We start from the raw sequence: 18,891 nt of genomic DNA, 5'->3' as shown, positions 1-18,891 counted from the left end.
CCAATGGCAACATTACTTGATGGTAAACGGGTCTGGGCAGAAAAAAATCTGAACCAGATTTAATCTGACAGACACCTGTATAAATAACCGGTAACTGTCAGATCAGGTCTGAGCTAGTACACATAAACCAAGGGCGATGCTGAGTTTTTCTCGCTCATCGCCCTTCAATAATGTGCGCAGCGCTTTACCTCGCTGGCTCTCCTTTTAAGCCGGGTTGCCCAGTCTGTGCAGCAGAATCTGTCGGGTGTGTGCCAGACGCGGCTGACGTAACGCACTCGGCAGCCACACCAGGTTGTAACGAATTTCCGTGTCTCCCACCGGTGCTTTAAGACGAGCCAGCTTACCTTCATCAAGGTGCGCACGGCACAAAAATTCCGGCATGACCGTCCAGCCAAATCCTTTACACAACAGGCTTCTCTGACCGCGTAAATCCTGACCGACCATTGCAGGAAGCAACGAGCTGAATTTTATCCGGTTTTTTCCAAACCAGTGTTCGATCAGTGAAAGCTCAAGATTGTAAGCCAACAGCGGCTCATTCAGTAAATCCCGGCCAAAATGCTCACTGCTATTCAGGCGCTCGGCAAGGGCTGGCGATGCAATCGCGATCACGCGATCGGTAAAAATGACATCCCCCTTTAATCGTGTATCGGTGACCGGATGCGCCGTGATACCCAAATCGCAGTGCCCTTCTATCACCATCTGGGAAACCATCGGGCCATCTCCGGCATGCAAATGCACGCGAATACCATTTTCCAGTAGTGGCAACAGTTCCCCCGCCAATTTTTCTGCCATAAAGTCAGAATGACCAATGATCTGTAGCGTTCCCGTTACATCCATGGATCTTGCCCTTGCTGAGGCGAGCGCGGATTCAGCGTCATCCAGTTTGTTGCCGATATCCGCCGCCAGATCGTCAGCGACCACGGTCGGTTTAACCCCCTGCGGTTGGCGCTCAAACAGGGGCCTTCCGATGGCTACCTCAAGGCCGCTGATGTGCTGAGAGACCGCAGGCTGAGTCAGGTTCAACACCCGTGCCGCCCCTGAAATCGAGCGTTGCCGGTACACCTCTATGAAAGTGCGTAGGCGCAACAATGACATAGCTTACCCATAAATTAATTTATACCCCTGACAAAATAGCGTTGTTATCCGTAAACATCCAGACACTTTATGCTGTTTTCACCCCACGAAACCGCCGTACCAACAGGAAAGTCACATGAGCGAACAACATCATTATCTGGCGTTATCACACATCCTTGACGCAATGAAGAAGTACCATCGACAGAATGAGCCCGCTACGGCTGCATTACACCACGATCGTCTTATTCGCAGCGCCGCCTTGATTCGTGACAACCATGTGGCCCTGACCGATGCGATAGGACGCGATTTTGGTCATCGCAGCGGCTATCAGACGCAGGCCGCCGATCTGATAACCACCATCAATATGTTGACGCATTCCGCCGAAAAGCTGGAGCAATGGATGCAACCGGAGGTGGCTGAGGTACCGGTTCCGGGGATGCAGGCCTGGATCGAACCACAGCCGCTGGGCGTGGTGGGCATTATCAGCCCGTGGAATTTCCCGATAAACCTCGCCTTCGGTCCGCTGGCGGGTATATTTGCAGCGGGCAACACCGCGATGCTGAAACCCTCCGAGCTGACGCCTTTTACCTCTGAATTGCTCGCAGAGCTGGTCCCTCATTACTTTGATTCGAATGAGCTCGTGGTGGTGTTGGGTGATGCGGATGTAGGTCAGGCGTTTAGTCAGTTACCGTTCGATCATCTGGTCTTTACCGGCAGCACGGCGGTTGGCCGTCACGTCATGCGCGCGGCTGCCGAAAATCTGGTTCCCGTTACGCTTGAACTGGGAGGAAAATCCCCGGTAGTGTTGGATACCGATGCAGACATCAGCATCGCCGCCGGACGGATACTGACAATAAAGACATTTAATGCCGGACAAATCTGCATCTCCCCGGATTATGTCCTGCTGCCGGAATCATCCGAAGCGGGCTTTGTCGTCGCGGCAAAACGTTTTATGCGCGAGAGCTACCCAACGCTTCAGCGCAATACGGATTACACCGCTATTATTAACGACAGACACTATCAACGATTGCTCATGCTGCTGGACGATGCTACCCGCAAGGAGGCTAACATCATCAGTCTCGCGCCCGATAACGAACCTGATGTCGATCCGCACAGCAGAAAGATCGCGCCACATCTTATTCTGGGCGTCACAGAAGAGATGCTCGTGATGCAGGAAGAGATCTTCGGGCCACTCCTGCCGTTAAAAACCTACGCGGCCGAGATCGATGACGCCATTCGTTACATTAACGCTGGCCCGCGTCCACTTGCTGCCTACTACTTTGGCCATGACGCGAAGCGTCAACGCCAAATAGCCACAAGGACAACGTCTGGTGCCTTGGTCATCAACGATGTCATGACTCACGCTGCAATCGACAGCCTACCCTTTGGCGGCATCGGGGCTTCAGGAACCGGTGCATATCACGGTATCCATGGTTTCAGGCGTTTCAGTCATGCAAAACCGGTTGTTGTTCAGGACAGCGCTGACATGACCAATCTTCGTCTTCGCGCGCCTTATCAGGATAAAGCGGCTGTTGCCGAAGCGTTCCTGAACAACTAATTCACCTGCACCAGCACTATCGAGGTTAACAATGAAAATTTTAATGGTTCTGACATCCCATGCCGAACTGGGCAACACAGGAAAGAAAACAGGGTTTTGGCTGGAGGAGTTTGCCGCGCCCTACTATGTCTTTAAGGATGCGGGGGCTGAGGTGGTTCTCGCCTCCCCGGCCGGTGGCCAGCCGCCGCTGGATCCCAAAAGCGATCTTCCTGAATTTCAGACAGCGCTGACGGCACGTTTTAAAGCTGATAAAGACGCACAGGACGCGCTTTCTCAAACGGTCAAACTGGAAACCGTGTCTCAGGAGGATTTTGACACCGTGTTCTATCCTGGCGGCCACGGCCCACTATGGGATCTTGCGGAGTCAGCAACATCGATTGCACTGATTGAATCGTTCGATCGCACCGGGAAACCAGTGGCCTTTGTCTGCCATGCACCGGGCGTGCTGCGTAAGGTTACCTCCGCGACGGGCGATCTACTCATCAAAGGACGTAACGTTACCGGCTTCACCAATAGCGAAGAAGAGGCCGTTGAGTTAACCCATGTCGTCCCGTTTTTAATCGAAGATACCTTTATTGCTGCTGGCGCACATTACCAAAAAGGTGCCGACTGGATGCCGTTCGTCGTGGAAGATGGCAATCTGATCACAGGGCAGAATCCGGCCAGTTCAGAAGCCGTTGCAGTCTCCCTGCTGAAAAAATTGAATAACGAAAGCTCAATGAGCCATTAAAAATTACAGGGTGTGATGTTGGGCTAGCACAATTAACATGATAACAAAGTAGTTCTCAATGCAATCACTGGGAGTTATCATGGCGACAATGAAGGATGTAGCCCGCCATGCGGGTGTTTCTGCGGCAACGGTATGCCGAGTGATCAACAACAACGTTTACGTTAAGCCGGTTACTCGCGAACGGGTTGAAACGGCGATGCGTGAGTTCAACTATCAGCGTAATGTTACCGCATACGCCATGGCGAAAAGGAGTGGCAAGACACTCGGGCTGCTTACCGGCAACCTGGATGATCCCTTCTTCTCGCGTATGGCGCGGGGCATTGAAGATACCACGCGTAAAGCCAGAGTACAGTTGGTCGTTTGTAGCGGCGGGCATCGCGCCGAGCAGGAAAAAGCCGGGCTTGATTTACTGATTAATCAGGGGTGTGAAGCCATTGTCGCTCATCTGCCCCGTATGAATGAAGAGGATATCTTGCGCTATGCGGCCCATACGCCTGCATTGGTGGTTATTAATCGCTATTTACCGATCATCGCCAATCGCTGTGTGTGGCTGGATAATGTCAGTGCCGCTCAGGCCGCAACCAATCAGCTCATTCAACATGGCCATCGGAAAATAGCCTGCATCACGGCAGATATTCCCATCGATGATAGAACTCACCGCGTCGAAGGCTACCGCAAAGCCATGGACATCGCTGAGATTCCGGTAGCGGATGACTGGATCATCAGCGTTCCATTTAATGAACACGGGGGTGAGCTAGCAGCAGAGAAACTGTTACAGGCCGGGCTTAACTTCACTGCGTTGGTCACCTTTAATGATGTCATGGCCGCTGGAATCATGCGAACCTTTCACTACCATCAGGTTCGCGTACCCGACGACATCTCCTTGGTGGGTTTCGATGACATTGCCTGGGCCAAATATCTGCACCCGACCTTGACGACCATGCATAATCCCATTGAGAAAATGGCACGCCGTGCCGCGACGCTGGCGTTACAACTTAATGCCGGTATCGTCGGGCTACCACAAAACAATGGCTATTGTGCTGAGCTTATCCCTCGGGCATCGGTCAAGCAGGTTTAATTCCGCTTTGTCAGCCCGGAGCAGGCCAGAAAAATGCGAATTGCGTCGCAGTGATTAAACCCATGAAACCCGTTACACCCACAGCGGTCCGGGATCACATTTATGCTGCCTCACTCTTACTACGCTGGCCTCTTCAATGCTTAAAGGAGTGAGAAATGAAAGCCAAAAAGGAGCTTAATCTGGGGTTGGCACTGCTTCCCATCGTTGCCATGCTCATGTTGTTGGTTATTGGTTATGGTCAGTATAAATTACCCATCGAGTCGCTATTGTTGGTTTCGGCTGCCGTCGCTACAGCCGTTGCCTATTGGCAAGGCTACCACTGGGTAGACATCATAGACGCGATTGTCGCGAAACTGGCCAAAGCGATGCCCGTGATACTGATATTGATCTGCGTCGGTGGCATGATCGGAGCCTGGATGTTAAGTGGCACGATCCCTTACATGGTGTATTGGGGCCTGAAACTGATCAGCCCTCAATATATCGTTATCACGGCTTTTCTTATCACCTGCGCAACGTCGGTTTGCACAGGCACCTCGTGGGGCACCGCGGGCACCGTGGGGGTGGCGTTGATGGGCGTCGCCGCTGGCCTTGATGTCTCTTTACCCGCCACGGCGGGTGCGGTAGTTTCAGGGGCCTATTTTGGCGATAAGCTGTCACCGCTGTCTGATTCCACCAATTTCGCCGCCATCGTCGCTGAAACCGATCTTTACAGCCACATCCGCCATCTTATGTATACCACCCTGCCGAGCTTTGCCTTAGCCGCCGGGGTCTATCTGTTTTTTGGCTATACCCATCTCCCCAGCCATGCTGCCAATCTGGATAAGGTGGATCAAATCGTAACGTCGATAGCGAGTCTGTATCACTTTAACGTGATCCTGCTCGTCCCGCCCATCCTGGTATTGTGGGGTGCCATCACCAAACGCCCTGTGATACCCGTTATGTTGGCAGCGTCCGTCTTGGCAATAGGGATCGGCGTAGGCCTACAGGGATTTACCCTGCAACAAGGGTGTATTTCATTGATTCACGGTTTCACCACATCAATGTTTGCCGTACAGGGTACAGAGGTAACCGGCTTGATCAGCGACATTCCCCGTTTGCTCGATCGTGGAGGGATGTTCTCCATTATGAGCACCATCCTCTTGGTGCTTTGCGCATTTTCCTTTGCAGGGGCCTTAACGTTGACTGGGGCTCTGACCGTAATCATTAACCGATTGCTAAAGGCGATTCGCAGTGTGGGTCAGTTGATTGCAGCTACCGTGGCAACCACCCTATTGGTCACGGGAGCAACCAGTGACGGGAAGTTGGCGCTGCTTATTCCCGCTGAATTGTTTAGAGAATCTTATCTGCGTATGGGACTGGACACCAAGAACCTGTCGCGAACGGTGGAGGACGCGGGTACAGTGACTGAGCCATTACTGCCCTGGACCTCGGCTGGGGTGTATATGGCCAGCACTCTGGGGGTTAGCACATTGGATCTTGTCCCATGGGCAATCCAATGCTATGCGGCGATCTTCTTCGCGCTAATATACGGCTTCACCGGGTTTGGTATCGCCAGATTACCCGCCGTCGCCAGAACAGCACCGCAAGGCCTAAACCCGCTGTAATACGGACGGTCCAAAATAATAACACCCAGCCATTGGGTCACACTGGCTGGGCACAAAATGAAGGTAGTGTGTTAAGGCAGGCAATTTATCTTATTCAAAACAGTATGTGGATCATCGTAAATACTCACACCACCTTTTACCCTAAAAGCCTGATTATGGATTAATCTTCTGCCTAAACGTCTGCGGAACAAGCCCGAATTTCGAGGCAAATGCTTGCGCCTCCAACGGCTTACCAAACCAATAGCCTTGTCCTTCCTGACAGCCGTGCTGGCGTAAGTCATGCCACTTCTCTGCGGTTTCGATTCCCTCCGCAATCGCTTCAATCTCGAAATTACGGGCAATATCAAGAATGGCATAAGCAACAGAAGCATCGCGTCGTGAAGTGAGCAAATTTTGAATAAATGAGCGATCAATTTTTATGCGCGTTACCGGGTACTGATTTAGCATACTCAACGACGCATAGCCCGTACCAAAATCATCGAAGGCAATAGATAGGCCGCCTGCGCACAGGCTTCATCGAGGATCCAAGACCCCACGCTAACCGCCATTGGTCCGCGTGCTAATGTGGTTAAAAATTCCGAAGGGGGTAATAGCCCACGCGTGGGGTGTACCCAGCGGATTAACGCCTCCGCGCCGGACAATGAGCCATCACTCAGTTTTATTTGCGGTTGATAAAACAACACAAACTCGCTGTTGTCCGTCGCGCGTAATAACTCCATGGCGTGATGGCGGCGCGCCGTTGCCTCCTGGCGCAACTCAGGCGTAAAGATATAGAGTTGATTACGCCCTGTCCGCTTCGCCCTTGATAAGGCCAGATCGGCATTGGCAATCAGTTCCAGCGCTTCATAGCCGTGTTTCGGTGCCAGTGAAATGCCCCCACTGACCGTTACACTTATCGGACTGCCCTGTACCAGAATCGGCTGAGCGATATGCGCCATGATTTGCTGGGCGTAAAACCCAGCTTCAGCCTGTTCGTAAATATCCGGCAGCAGCACTGCAAACTCATCACCGCCAATGCGCGCAACAATCTGCGTTTCCTTGGTTGATGTCAGCAGACGATGGGTGATTTCACATAAAATTTCGTCACCGGCAGCATGCCCAAAAGCGGCATTGACATCCGAGAAACCGTCAATATCAATCATCATGATGGCAGCATTGGGGTCTCGCAATACGGCGTCTTCGACGCAACGATAAAAGCGGCGTCGATTTCTCAGCCCGGTTAGCGGATCGCAATCGGCACTGATGGCAATGGCCTTTTTATCCTGTCGATAACGCGTCATGCCTCGTAATGCGGCGGTAAACTGCAAATTGCCACCACAACATTCACAAAACAGCGATAACACAAGGAACAACTTGCTGCCGTTTTTATGCCGTCCACTGACCTCAAAAGGCGGTGTTTCACTGCATTTACCGTCTGCAATTACACGGCGGATGGCGTTCCAGAATTCTGTATTTTCATCAATACCAAAAAGGTCACTGATCACCAGTTCGGCGCTATCATCCTCTGCTTAGCCCCATAGTTGTGATGTCGCCTCGTTCCAACCGGTAATGCGCAAGGCCCGATCAAAGTGGATAACCGGTGCGTCCCCCGTCAATACCGTAGTGTCCATTTCGGCGCAATGTTCGCTGGCTACTTCAATGCATCGCAGTTCAAGACGATCGGACGCCATTCTGGCCAACTCGGTCAGGCGAGCGTGATCCTCAGCGGTAAAGTTTTGGTGGGGACTGTTATCCAGAATACACAACGCACCCAGAGCATACCCTTCGGGGGAGCGTAACGGCACACCCGCATAAAAACGGATATGGCTCGGCCCGGTCACCAAGGGATTATCATGAAAACGCTCATCCCGTTCGGCGTCACGCACAATCATACCGTTTTCGGTCAGAATGGCATGCGCACAGAAAGAGGCATCTCGGGTCATGTCAACAGACCCCTCACCCAACCCATGGCTCGCGGCAAAGAACACACGATCGCTGCCGATCATATTGACTGCCGCAATGGGCATATCGAACATACGGGACGCGATGCGCACGACTGGCGACAAACTGGATAAGGTAGCTCCAGGATCAAGCGCATATTCGCAGAGCGCTTTCAGTCTTTGTGGATCATCATCAGGAATGCTCGGACACTTCATAGAGTCTCCTTAATACCAAACCATACAGAAAATCTTACAAAAAAACGTCACAGAGATAAGCGTAGGCCAAAATTGCATAATTCCGCCACCCCTACACTTTTTCATCACACGCCAGCAGGCATCAAGACTGTGAAAATTTTCTGCCATGTTGAGCACAATTAAGCACTTTGGCTTGTGAACCGCTTGAAAATGGATACATTACTTATTTTAATGAGCCGCACAGGTGTGTGCAGGTTGACGCGATAAAGGAGTTTTCAATGCCCCTGTCATTTTCTGTGGTAAGCCCCGGTGAAATTCGTTTTGGACGCGGAGAAGCTGCGGGTGCCGCCACCTGGCTGGCCGCGCGCGCGCGACACGTCCTGCTGATTCAGGGAGCCAACCCGCAACGCGCCGCTTTTCTTGTCGACAAACTCCGTGCGGCACAGGTGCGCGTCAGTACCTTCACGATCGCTCACGAACCCACGCTTGCCAACATTGAACAAGGGGTTGAACTCGCGCGACAGTATGGGGTAGATGCCGTTGTCAGCCTTGGCGGCGGCGCGGTTATCGATGCAGGTAAAGCAATCGCTGCACTGGTGAAAGCACACGGGCCGTTGATTGACTATCTGGAGGTGGTCGGTAATGGCCGAATCCTGGAGTCAGCCCCCTTAACCTTCGTTGCACTGCCCACTACCGCCGGGACAGGTGCCGAGGTAACCAAAAATGCCGTTATCAACGTTCCTGCGCACCGTCGAAAAGTCAGCCTGCGCGATAACCGCATGCTGCCAGACCTCGCCATCATTGATCCAGCCCTGACAGACAATACGCCTCGCAGTGTGACGCTCGCCTCTGGGCTGGATGCCTTGACGCAAGTGATTGAACCTTATATATGCAATCGCGCGACGCCTTACACGGACGCCCTGTGTCGAGCCGCAATCCCGCAGGGCATCAGCGCGTTAATGCAGTTGATGAAACAAGAATGTCCGCAGAGCCGGGATACCATGGCGTGGGTAAGCCTGTGTGGCGGTCTGGCGCTGGCGAATGCCGGGCTTGGCGTGATTCATGGCTTGGCGGGTCCATTGGGTGGATTATGCGATGCCCCACACGGTGCACTATGCGGTAGTCTGCTCCCCTTTGGCTTGATGCTGAATAATGCCCATGTCACCGATCCAACGTTACTGGTACGCTTTGATGAAATACGCCGTTGGTTTGCCAGTGCGCTCGGTGTTCCTCCGATGCAGGCCTTTGAGGCACTCCGAGACTGGCGTCACCACGCTGGTTTAGGCTCACTCAGCACGCTCGGTGTCTCGCAGGACGCGTTGCAATCCGCTGCGCTGGCGGCCAGCAGTGCATCATCCATGAAGGCCAATCCGGTGCCGTTAACCTACGATCAATTACTTGGTATGTTACAACTGGCTTGGGAATAACGCGTTCATAATAACGCAGGCCAAACACGATAACGGCGTTTATACCTTGGCAAGCGCGATCAGACTTGCCTCGGATCTCAAAACAAAGGAATTACTGATAACCCCGCGCAGACGATTAATCTGACGGCTATGCCAGCGCGGTTTTATAGAATTTGTTGACCAGACTGGCAAGGCTGTCCGCCTGCATTTTCTCCATCACGCGGGCGCGGTGCACTTCAACGGTGCGCAGCGCAATATGCATCTTTTCCGCGATTTCCCGGTTGATCAGCCCTTGCACCACATAACTGGCCAGTTCCCGTTCTTTGGGCGTCAGTTCAGCGTAACAGCATCGGATCTGGTGGCATGCAAACAGGTCGGCAGAGACGGTAAATGCCTGGGCCAACGCGGTGGTCAACGGCGCAACGGCGACCGGCTTTTGCAAAAAATCCACTGCCCCCTGTTTGATTTGTGTGACCGCCATCGGCACATCGCCATGCCCGGACAAAAAAATCACGGCCAGCGTGCTGCGCTGTTGCCGCATGGCGGCGTAGACCTGCTGCCCATCCATTCCCGGCATGCGCATATCCAGTAACACGACGCCGACGTCGTGCAGTGCAGCCTGCGAGAGAAAGGGCTCCGCGCTGTGCCAGCAGGTCACGCTATAGTCCATGCTCTCTAACAAAAACTGGCATGCCTCGGTCACCGCAACATCATCATCCACCAGGTGGATCATTGGCATTTATTCTCTCCGTCAAAAATCATGAAGCGTAGCGTAACGCATATCCCCAGCGTATTTTCGGGACTAAGACGGTTTTCCAACGTAATCTCGCTGTCGCATTGCCGCATCAAACGCTGGCAAATCGCCAGGCCTAACCACATGCCCGTTGCTTTGCTGGTGGTAAACGGCGTAAAAGCCTGACATGAGTGCATTATCACTCATGCCACCCGCATTATCCTGAGGCTCAAGCACCGCAGTGGCCTCATCCCGCCATCCGCAGAGCCAGATATCCTGTGCGCCTGCCTGAGCCGCATTCAGCATCAGATTCGCCAAGACCTGATCCAGCAACACGGGCGGCAGCCTCAGCGTCAGGTCATTATCGACATCCAACCAGAGCCGAACCTGCGGGTATTGTTGTTCCATACGCAACAGGCGCCAGACATGATGTGTCGCAGTAGTCACCGCCACCGATTGCCAATCCCCTGCTGCCGAGCCTTGTGATTGGGTCACCCACATGCGTAAATTATTCAGGGTGTCGCCACCGCGTTGTGCCTGAGCGTCAATATGTTCCAGAGCCGGGATCAGCGGATGGTGTGCATCCGCATTGCGTAAACGAATCAGCCCCCCTGCGCATAGTGGCGTATCGCCGCAAGCGGCTGGTTTAATTCATGAGCAAAACCGGATGCCATTTCGCCCAGCACGCTCATTTGTCGCGCCGTCGTCAAGGCCTGTTCCTGCTGATGCAATTGCGCACTGGCCCTTTCCAACTGCTTGCCACGCCGTCGAACTAGCAGCATCACCCAGACATAATTCACGGTCAGTACCGCCAGTACCATTGCCAGGATGCTCATCGCAAGCTGGTGCTGAATCAACCAGCTTTTAATATCCAACCACAAGCGCCGCTGTTCCGGGTGTTGGTTCACGTCACGCAGTAACGCTTCAACCTGATTGGTGGAGTCTGGCGCACTCCATTGATATTCCGCCGTCTCGGGCGCATTCAACAATGCGCGCGCCACGCGATCGACCAGCACATTATCCACATCAGGCAAAGCGGCAAACGACCAGTTGGGATAGAGCGCCGTGCTGGTCACACATGGAAAGGGCTGCGCTTGCGCCAGCAACGGGCGAAACTCCGCCTTGTTGATCAGCCCCTCTTCATCCATGTTTTCTAACAAGCATACCGGCACAATCGCGGCCTGAATGGCGCGCTCACGCAGCAGATACAGCAAGGCATCCGCAGGGAACCCGGTAAAACGCAGTTGGAAATCGTGTTCCGGCCGTAACCCGGCGTCATTAAGCACTTTATAACCCAATAAGTAGCCACCAAACGCCTGTGTATCAATCGCACCCACGGTTTTTCCTATCAGCGCTTGCGGGCTGATAATATCACTGTCACGCCGTACCAGAATGGCGCTGCCAATCAGGTTCCCGCCCTCCATGCCTCCGCGCCGTGAGCGTAACGACGCCAGCCAGCGCAGATGATAATGGCTGTTAAGCTGAACAAATTGCGCCGGATTGGTCACCAGAAATTGCACGCTTCGCTGGTTGACAGCCTCTCCCATTTGTCGCAAATCCAACGGCTGAATGTGAAAGCGTTCTTCAGGGATCGCGTGGTTTAACATCTGTTCCAATGCTTGCCACTGCTGCCGGATATTGGCCTCACCGCGCATGGCTAAAACCCCTACCGTCCACTCCCCCGCCAGCACCATTGGGCACAGCAGCAGGCACAACACCGCGACCACAACCTGTTTCACCCCACCTCCCAAGCAATACCCCTGTCGTTATTGTTGTTTTAGATCAACAACGCTTCTGGTATGTGGTTAACCACAATAGAGCCACACCCTTCACCATTTTTACACTGTAAATCATCGACATTGTTAATTCATCGCTCACCGGCTGACAGCGTGACGCAGGTTACGCCGTTACGACGTGATGGGAGAACACCATGGACAGCAGTAAACGACAATTTCTGCAACGTATAGGCATGATTACCGCAGGTGCATCGCTGATTCCACTGGCGCAGGCTGGCATGACATTGGCCCCTCTGCACAAAGGGGGCTCCCGTGAACATCGCTATGCGATGTTGATAGACCTGCGCCGCTGCATTGGCTGCCAGTCTTGCACCGTCAGTTGTGCCATTGAAAATCATGCCCCGCATGACGCCTTGCGCACCCATGTTAGCCAGTATCAGGTGGTGTTAACCGAGACACAATCGGTCACCAATGTGCTATTGCCGCGATTATGTAACCACTGCGATCAACCGCCTTGCGTGCCCGTATGCCCGGTGCAAGCCACCTTTCAACGCGAGGATGGCATCGTGGTAGTGGATAACACACGCTGCGTTGGCTGTGCCTACTGCGTACAAGCCTGCCCTTACGACGCACGTTTTATTAACCATGAGACCCAGACCGCAGATAAATGTACGTTTTGCGTTCATCTCCTTGAAGCGGGATTACTTCCCGCCTGCGTTGAGTCTTGCGTCGGCGGCACTCGCATCATCGGCGATCTGCGCGATCCCAACAGCAAAATCAGCCGCATGCTGGCACAACATCACAGTGACATCAAGGTGTTGATGCCGGAACAGGGTACTGCGCCTCACGTGTTTTACCTCGGCCTTGATGAGGCCTTCGTCACCCCACTACTGGGGCGTGCGCAGCCAGCACTGCATCAGGAGGTTTAAATGACACAACAGATTATGATCGAAGAGTTGGTCACTCAGTCTCAATCCATCACCTGGTTACCCTGGGCCGTGCAGTATTTCTTCTTTATTGGTATTGCCGCCTGCGGCGCGCTGTTTGCCTGTGGCCTACGCTGGCGTGGCGATGCCCATAGCGCACGGCTGGAACATATCACGCTCATCATTACCCTGACCTGTGCCATCACTGCGCCATTGGCGCTGACCGCCGATTTGCATCAACCCGCGCGCGTGTGGCATTTCTACGCCTATCCAACACCCTGGTCATGGATGCCGTGGGGTGCTGTGTTTTTACCGCTGTTCACCCTGTTGCTCGGGCTATGGTTTATCGCAGTACAGCACAACGTGCAGACGGGAAATCGTTTGCTGCCACGCGCTGGCTGGCGCTCTTCAGCGCACTGGCCGCTATCGGATTGCTGATCTACACCGGCAGAGAAGCTTCTGTTCTTAAAGCGCGACCAATATGGTTTAGCTATGCCTTTCCCATCACCATGTTTCTGAGCGCACTGCAAACGCTGTTCGCTTTACTGATTTTCGCCATACGACAAGACAACGTGTGGCGACGCCGATTAGGGCGCGCACAGCTTTTGTCGCTCCTCGTCTTAGCAGGCACCGTTACGCTTTGGGCAACTAGCGATACCGTCTCTGGCAACGCGGTTCGCCTTTGGCTGACAAACAGTGCCTCCGCGCGCCTGTATGCCAGTGCATGGGGGGCGCTGTGGTTATTCACAACCGTGTTCGCCATCGCGGTAAGCCTTCGGGCTCGGGCAACGCGCATCCTGCTGTGCGGTGTCTTCTGTGCCATGGCCCTCGCCTGGCTGATTCGTTGGACACTGCTGATTCAGGTCCAAACCGTTCCTAAATATGACGCGCACCTCACCCCTTATACGCTACCGAGCACCACCGATGGCCTGCAAGCCCTTATCGGCACCTTTGGACTCTGGGTAGCACTGCTGATTATGGTTCGAGAAGCCCTCGGCTGGCTCACAAGGAGAAAACAACATGGCTAAATTGACACGGCGCCAGTGGCTGAAAGTGGGCCTGACGGTCGGTGGACTGTCCGCGTTTGGGTTAAGCTATCGCGATGTCGCAAAGCGCGCCGTTGATGGTCTAATGAAGGGCACTTCGGGCACCATCACCCGCGATCGTATTGTCGGTAATGCGTTGGAGCCGGAAGGGCTAGCCCTGAACGGTTGGCAAGCCAATCCACAACAAACTGTATCGATGACACAATTCTTCGGCTGCTGGACGCAATGCGGTGTGCGCGTCAGGGTCGATCGGACATCGGGGAGAGTGCTGCGCATCGCAGGCAACCCTTATCATCCGCTTTCGCACGAACGCCACATCGACGCTGCCATCCCGATGGCTCAGGCGCTGGCTCGTTTATCCGGCGAAAGCGGCCTTGATGGGCGTTCTACCGTCTGCGCCCGTGGTGCCACGCAGGTAGAGAGCCTTTACAGCCCGCTGCGTATCCTCGAACCGATGAAGCGTGTTGGCAAGCGCTGCGAAGGTAAATGGCAACGGATCAGCTTTGAACAGTTGATCAATGAAATTGTCGAAGGTGGCGATCTGTTTGGCGAAGGACAGGTTGACGGTCTACGCACCATCCATGCGCCCGACACCCCCATCGATCCGCATCATCCCAGCTACGGACCTAAAACCAATCAGCTACTGGTGACAAACGCCGCTGACGATGGGTGCGATACCTTTCTGCGCCGTTTCGCGCAAAACAGCTTTGGCAGCAAGAATTTCGGGGCACACGGTGCTTACTGTGGCCTCTCCTACCGCGCCGGTTCAGGCGCCCTGTTAGGCAATCTCGATAAAAACCCGCATGTGAAACCAGACTGGGACAACGTCGAATTTGCGCTTTTCATGGGCACTTCTCCGGCACAATCTGGTAACCCGTTTAAACGTCAGGCCAGGCAGTTAGCCAGTGCAAGGCTGCGCGCGGCGTTTCGTTACGTGGTGGTCGCCCCGGCACTGCCATTAACCACCGTGTTGGCAGACGATAACGGTCACTGGTTGCCGGTCAATCCCGGCAGCGATGCAGCGTTAGCCATGGGGATGATCCGTTGGATCATTGAAAACCAGCGTTATCAATCCGCTTACCTCGCCATTCCCAGTGTGGCGGCGATGCAGCGCCAAGGAGAAAAGAGCTGGACCAACGCTACACATCTGGTCATCGTTGATGACGATCATCCACAAGCAGGCCAGCACCTCACTACCGCACACCTCCGCGACGACGGCACAACCCCGGCCATACCCGTCGTGGTTGATGCCAACGGTGCGCTGGTTGCGGCGGATCGCTGCGATACAGCGACGCTGCTGGTGCATCAGCAGGTCACCCTGCACGATGGACGTCAAGTGACGGTGAAAAGCAGCTTCCAGCGCCTGAAAGAGGCGTCGGAGCAGATGACATTGGCGGCGTACAGCACGCAATGCGGTGTGCCAGTTGCACAGATCCAGCAGCTTGCGGAAACCTTCACCCGCTATGGACGCAAAGCGGCAGTTATCACCCACGGCGGCATGATGGCGGGCAACGGTTTCTATAACGCCTGGGCGACCATGATGCTCAATGTGCTGATCGGTAACATGAGCCTGTCTGGCGGGGTATTCCTCGGCGGCGGTCAGTTCAACGGCGTCAGCGACGGGCCGCGCTATAACCTGGTCAGCTTTCCCGGTCAGGTCAAGCCGAAAGGGCTCAATATTGCGCGCAGCAATACCACCTATGAAACCTCGGATGAATACCGGGAAAAGGTCGCCGCAGGTGTTTCACCCTGGCCTGCCAAAGCGCCTTGGTATCCGTTCGTTGCCGGGCAACTGACGGAACTGCTCAGTTCCGCGTTGGAGGGTTATCCCTACCCGCTCAAGGCCTGGATTTCCAACATGACCAACCCGATGTACGGCATCCCAGGATTACGCGGCGTCGCGGAAGCCCGCTTGAAAGATCCGACACGCTTACCGCTGTTTATCGCCATTGATGCTTTCATGAACGAAACCACCGCACTGGCAGACTACCTGGTGCCCGACACCCATAATTTTGAAAGCTGGGGATTCAGCGCTCCCTGGGCAGGTGTGGCCAGCAAAGCCTCCACGGCACGTTGGCCCATCGTCACGCCAGCAACCGCACGCACTGCCAATGGGCAACCGATCGGCATGGAGGCCTTCTGTATTGCCGTAGCAAAACGGCTCGATTTACCCGGTTTTGGTGAAAACGCCCTCAGTGATACGCAAGGCAATCGCTACCCGCTGCATTGTGCAGAAGACTATTACCTGCGCGTTGCAGCCAATATTGCTTTTGCTGGTAAAGCGCCGGTAGCCGCCGCGACGCAACAAGATATTCAACTGTGCGGCGTCGATCGCATCATGCCGTTGCTTAGACAAACGCTTCGCGCCAACGAAGTTGACCGCGTGGCGTTTATCTACACGCGCGGCGGTCGCTTCGCCCCCGATGCCAGCGGACGCGTTGATGACAGCGTGGGTAATCGCCTGGACACACCGTTGCAAATCTGGAACGCGCAGGTCGCCGCTCATCGCCATGCTATTACCGGTGAACGCTTCAGCGGCTGCCCAACCTGGTATCCCGCACGCTTATCCGATGGTCGCGCCATTGAACAGCTCTACCCCGCCACACGCTGGCCATTAAAGCTGATCTCGTTTAAATCCAATACCATGGCAAGCGCGTCTGCGGTGATCCCACGGCTACATCAGGTGAAGCCGAGCAATCTGGTGGCGCTCAATCCAGCGGATGGACAGCGTTATGGCCTGCAACACGGCGATCTGGCGCGCATCACTACGCCAGGCGGCAGCGTCATCGCCCAGATCAGTCTACTGAGCGGCGTAATGCCCGGCGTGATCGCCATTGAACACGGCTATGGGCATAAGGAAATGGGCGCGGCGCAGCAATATCTGGACGGTGTTGCGCTGCCCGTCAATCCGCAGGTAGGCGCAGGGATCAATCTCAATGATTTAGGTTTTACCGATCCCACGCGCCAGATCCCCAATACCTGGCTTGATTGGGTTTCTGGCGCATCGGTGCGGCAAGGGTTACCCGCCACAATCGCACGCCTGTAACGCGGCAAACACGCGGGTCATTCATCGCACCCGCGTGTTTTCACCTCATGGCATAACAAATAAAAATACCTGATAGCTGACAACCGCAGAGGGATATGCAACACTATTTCGTACAAATGTACGACGCACAAGAAACGATTATTGGTGGTGAATATTCATTACCGGTCAATAATCACACTCACTGCTGTGCGTACTGTGCAACCCGATAATGTGAGTAAGGTTGGTTGTTATGTCTTCATCCGTTCTGCGCCAGAAAATGGCGTTATTTTCCCTGATGTTTTTGCCCGGCTTTGCCTGGAGTTCCTGGATCACCCGAACGCCGTTGATACGAGATACGCTGCATGCGTCTACAGAAGTTTTCGGGTTAATCCTGTTTGGCTTTTCCTGCGGTTCCATGGTGGGAATACTCTGGTCGGGAAAACTGATCAATAAGTACGGCATTCGTCGCGTTACGCTGGCGGGTTTTATGCTGCTGGCTATCGGTTTTCTGCTGCTGGCGGTAGCGCTTTTACTGGCAAATCAACCTGTCGCGTTTTGTGTGCTGGCGCTGTTTGGCATGGGGCTGGGCATGATTGATATTGCTTTAAATATTGAAGGTGCCGCGTTTGAACAGCATATCAATCAGGTCATCATGACCACGCTGCACGGCTTTTTCAGCCTGGGCACGCTGGTTGGCGCGCTGATCGGCATGGGGATGACCGTACTGAACATCAGCATCAACCTCCATTTTGGCATAATTATTGGCCTGACTGCGCTGACGCTTGCATTGCAATTTACCCATATGCCCTAGGCAAGCGCCCTTGTGGCAGAGCAACACAGTGAAAACCGCAGCTATAAAGCGCAGGTGATTCATGAACTGAAAGACACGCGTCTGGTGCTTCTGGGCGTAGTGATTTTAGCGATGGCGCTGGCGGAAGGCTCTGCCAATGACTGGCTGCCGTTGTTGATGATCGATGCACATGGTTTCAGCCATACATCAGGCTCTCTGTTCTTTGTCGGGTTCGCCGCAGGCATGACCGTCGGGCGCTTTGCAGGCGGTTACATCGTCAACCAATTTGGCCGCACTGCCATTCTCAAATTCAGCGCGGTTTCAGCCGCCGTGGGGTTGGGGCTGATTATTTTAACCCACACACAGTGGCTCGCGGCCCTCGCGGTTATTTTGTGGGGGATTGGCGAATCGTTGGGTTTTCCACTCACTATCTCTGCCGCTGGCGCTACGGGTGAAAACCGTGCGGTGCGCGTCACCCTTGCAGCCATTCTCGGCTACATCGCTTTTCTCGTTGGGCCGCCAGCGCTGGGGTTTATCGGCGAACACGCCGGGCTGCGTATCGCCATGCTGCCGGTATTGTGCATGGTGATCCTGGCGTTTTTCTGCACCTCTGCCGCCAGTGAGAAAAAAGCCCCGTTAAAGCATCCCGCGTGATGCGTTTTGGCCTCACCGTTGGTGCTTCTTGTTGGCACCAACGGAAACCGAGGCAATATTTATCTCAATGACGGCCGCCATGCCTGACGATTGACCATACCGATACCGGCACACACCAGCACCAGCGCGATGGCATAGCGCCATTCCAGCATTTTCTCGCCCAAAAACAGCGCAGAAAGCAGCACGCCAGCAACCGGGATCAGGAAGTTAAACGGCGCAAGCACACCCACTTTGTTGTATTTCAGCAGTTGGCTCCACAGTGCAAAACTGACCGATGAAATCAGCACCAGATAGGCTTTGTTGAATAAATCAGAACTTGTAACGACTGTGCCCCATCGGGTCGATTGTTACGTGATGCGAATACTGTTCGGCATTCCTAATAGCGTGATCCGGTTAAGCGCTTTGACCATCGCCATG

General features: G+C 54.2%; 14 protein-coding genes and 4 pseudogenes. 10 read left to right on the top strand and 8 right to left on the bottom strand.

The window, feature by feature from the left end; translation table 11 throughout:
• Positions 1-204: 204 nt before the first annotated feature.
• Positions 205-1,095 carry a LysR family transcriptional regulator gene (locus ACTBDZ_RS07025; protein WP_438814787.1) on the bottom strand — a complete coding sequence of 297 codons (891 nt, stop codon included), beginning with the start codon at positions 1,093-1,095 and terminating at the stop codon, positions 205-207.
• Between the two features lie 115 nt (positions 1,096-1,210).
• Here ACTBDZ_RS07025 and ACTBDZ_RS07020 point away from each other — a divergent pair, with 115 nt between their 5' ends.
• From ACTBDZ_RS07020 to nhaC, 4 genes are all read left to right on the top strand, one after another.
• Positions 1,211-2,632 carry a coniferyl aldehyde dehydrogenase gene (locus ACTBDZ_RS07020; protein WP_438814786.1) on the top strand — a complete coding sequence of 474 codons (1,422 nt, stop codon included), beginning with the start codon at positions 1,211-1,213 and terminating at the stop codon, positions 2,630-2,632.
• A gap of 31 nt (positions 2,633-2,663) precedes the next feature.
• Complete coding sequence (locus ACTBDZ_RS07015; RefSeq protein ID WP_438814785.1) at positions 2,664-3,362, top strand: type 1 glutamine amidotransferase domain-containing protein; 699 nt, start codon at positions 2,664-2,666, stop codon at positions 3,360-3,362.
• Between the two features lie 79 nt (positions 3,363-3,441).
• Positions 3,442-4,440 (top strand): LacI family DNA-binding transcriptional regulator, encoded by a 999-nt coding sequence (locus tag ACTBDZ_RS07010; protein ID WP_438814784.1) that lies wholly within the window; start codon positions 3,442-3,444, stop codon positions 4,438-4,440.
• 155 nt (positions 4,441-4,595) lie between these two features.
• Positions 4,596-6,044, top strand: coding sequence for a Na+/H+ antiporter NhaC (gene nhaC / locus ACTBDZ_RS07005; RefSeq protein ID WP_438814783.1), 1,449 nt, complete (start codon positions 4,596-4,598; stop codon positions 6,042-6,044).
• Positions 6,045-6,197: 153 nt separating this feature from the next.
• Here the strand turns inward: nhaC and ACTBDZ_RS07000 are convergent, their stop codons facing one another.
• Genes ACTBDZ_RS07000 through ACTBDZ_RS06990 form a run of 3 tightly spaced genes read right to left on the bottom strand, consistent with a single transcriptional unit; the run spans position 6,198 to position 8,179 of the window.
• Positions 6,198-6,491, bottom strand: a complete 294-nt coding sequence (locus ACTBDZ_RS07000) for an EAL domain-containing protein (RefSeq protein ID WP_438814782.1) — start codon at positions 6,489-6,491, stop codon at positions 6,198-6,200.
• Positions 6,492-6,493: 2 nt separating this feature from the next.
• On the bottom strand, positions 6,494-7,528 hold the full coding sequence (locus ACTBDZ_RS06995; RefSeq protein WP_438814781.1) for a diguanylate cyclase domain-containing protein: 1,035 nt from the start codon (positions 7,526-7,528) through the stop codon (positions 6,494-6,496).
• Between the two features lie 24 nt (positions 7,529-7,552).
• On the bottom strand, positions 7,553-8,179 hold the full coding sequence (locus ACTBDZ_RS06990; RefSeq protein WP_438814780.1) for a GAF domain-containing protein: 627 nt from the start codon (positions 8,177-8,179) through the stop codon (positions 7,553-7,555).
• Positions 8,180-8,436: 257 nt separating this feature from the next.
• Here ACTBDZ_RS06990 and ACTBDZ_RS06985 point away from each other — a divergent pair, with 257 nt between their 5' ends.
• On the top strand, positions 8,437-9,585 hold the full coding sequence (locus ACTBDZ_RS06985; protein ID WP_438814779.1) for an iron-containing alcohol dehydrogenase: 1,149 nt from the start codon (positions 8,437-8,439) through the stop codon (positions 9,583-9,585).
• 127 nt (positions 9,586-9,712) lie between these two features.
• Here the strand turns inward: ACTBDZ_RS06985 and ttrR are convergent, their stop codons facing one another.
• Both ttrR and ttrS read right to left on the bottom strand, forming a co-directional pair.
• Complete coding sequence (gene ttrR / locus ACTBDZ_RS06980; protein ID WP_438814778.1) at positions 9,713-10,303, bottom strand: tetrathionate respiration response regulator TtrR; 591 nt, start codon at positions 10,301-10,303, stop codon at positions 9,713-9,715.
• Positions 10,294-12,048 (bottom strand): annotated as a pseudogene (gene ttrS / locus ACTBDZ_RS06975) (tetrathionate respiration histidine kinase TtrS). The gene ttrR and the pseudogene ttrS overlap by 10 nt, the downstream one beginning before the upstream one ends.
• A 179-nt stretch (positions 12,049-12,227) precedes the next feature.
• Between ttrS and ttrB the strand changes: the two are divergent.
• From ttrB to ACTBDZ_RS06950, 5 genes and pseudogenes are all read left to right on the top strand, one after another.
• Positions 12,228-12,962 carry a tetrathionate reductase subunit TtrB gene (gene ttrB / locus ACTBDZ_RS06970; protein ID WP_438814777.1) on the top strand — a complete coding sequence of 245 codons (735 nt, stop codon included), beginning with the start codon at positions 12,228-12,230 and terminating at the stop codon, positions 12,960-12,962.
• Positions 12,963-13,987 (top strand): annotated as a pseudogene (gene ttrC / locus ACTBDZ_RS06965) (tetrathionate reductase subunit TtrC). It abuts the gene before it with no gap.
• Positions 13,980-17,051 carry a tetrathionate reductase subunit TtrA gene (ttrA, locus tag ACTBDZ_RS06960; RefSeq protein ID WP_438814776.1) on the top strand — a complete coding sequence of 1,024 codons (3,072 nt, stop codon included), beginning with the start codon at positions 13,980-13,982 and terminating at the stop codon, positions 17,049-17,051. The pseudogene ttrC and the gene ttrA overlap by 8 nt, the downstream one beginning before the upstream one ends.
• A 229-nt stretch (positions 17,052-17,280) precedes the next feature.
• Positions 17,281-17,841 (top strand): MFS transporter, encoded by a 561-nt coding sequence (locus ACTBDZ_RS06955; RefSeq protein WP_438814775.1) that lies wholly within the window; start codon positions 17,281-17,283, stop codon positions 17,839-17,841.
• Between the two features lie 12 nt (positions 17,842-17,853).
• A complete protein-coding gene (locus ACTBDZ_RS06950; protein WP_438814774.1) occupies positions 17,854-18,474 on the top strand; it encodes an MFS transporter in 621 nt (206 codons plus the stop codon).
• A gap of 59 nt (positions 18,475-18,533) precedes the next feature.
• Here ACTBDZ_RS06950 and ACTBDZ_RS06945 read toward each other — a convergent pair.
• Both ACTBDZ_RS06945 and ACTBDZ_RS06940 read right to left on the bottom strand, forming a co-directional pair.
• Positions 18,534-18,773: pseudogene (locus ACTBDZ_RS06945) on the bottom strand (EamA family transporter); the annotation flags it as partial.
• A 48-nt stretch (positions 18,774-18,821) separates the two neighbouring features.
• Positions 18,822-18,891: pseudogene (locus ACTBDZ_RS06940) on the bottom strand (surface-adhesin E family protein); the annotation flags it as partial.

Source organism: Symbiopectobacterium sp. (assembly GCF_051710365.1).
Lineage (GTDB): Bacteria > Pseudomonadota > Gammaproteobacteria > Enterobacterales > Enterobacteriaceae > Symbiopectobacterium.
This window is presented reverse-complemented; position numbering and strand designations above follow the sequence as displayed.

Excerpts from the sequence above, each read along its gene's own strand:
- ACTBDZ_RS07025 (WP_438814787.1), bottom strand. The coding sequence starts at position 1,095 with ATGTCATTGTTGCGCCTACGCACTTTCATAGAGGTGTACCGGCAACGC.
- ACTBDZ_RS07020 (WP_438814786.1), top strand. The coding sequence starts at position 1,211 with ATGAGCGAACAACATCATTATCTGGCGTTATCACACATCCTTGACGCA.
- ACTBDZ_RS07015 (WP_438814785.1), top strand. The coding sequence starts at position 2,664 with ATGAAAATTTTAATGGTTCTGACATCCCATGCCGAACTGGGCAACACA.
- ACTBDZ_RS07010 (WP_438814784.1), top strand. The coding sequence starts at position 3,442 with ATGGCGACAATGAAGGATGTAGCCCGCCATGCGGGTGTTTCTGCGGCA.
- nhaC (WP_438814783.1), top strand. The coding sequence starts at position 4,596 with ATGAAAGCCAAAAAGGAGCTTAATCTGGGGTTGGCACTGCTTCCCATC.
- ACTBDZ_RS07000 (WP_438814782.1), bottom strand. The coding sequence starts at position 6,491 with ATGCTAAATCAGTACCCGGTAACGCGCATAAAAATTGATCGCTCATTT.
- ACTBDZ_RS06990 (WP_438814780.1), bottom strand. The coding sequence starts at position 8,179 with ATGAAGTGTCCGAGCATTCCTGATGATGATCCACAAAGACTGAAAGCG.
- ACTBDZ_RS06985 (WP_438814779.1), top strand. The coding sequence starts at position 8,437 with ATGCCCCTGTCATTTTCTGTGGTAAGCCCCGGTGAAATTCGTTTTGGA.
- ttrR (WP_438814778.1), bottom strand. The coding sequence starts at position 10,303 with ATGCCAATGATCCACCTGGTGGATGATGATGTTGCGGTGACCGAGGCA.
- ttrB (WP_438814777.1), top strand. The coding sequence starts at position 12,228 with ATGGACAGCAGTAAACGACAATTTCTGCAACGTATAGGCATGATTACC.
- ttrA (WP_438814776.1), top strand. The coding sequence starts at position 13,980 with ATGGCTAAATTGACACGGCGCCAGTGGCTGAAAGTGGGCCTGACGGTC.
- ACTBDZ_RS06955 (WP_438814775.1), top strand. The coding sequence starts at position 17,281 with ATGTCTTCATCCGTTCTGCGCCAGAAAATGGCGTTATTTTCCCTGATG.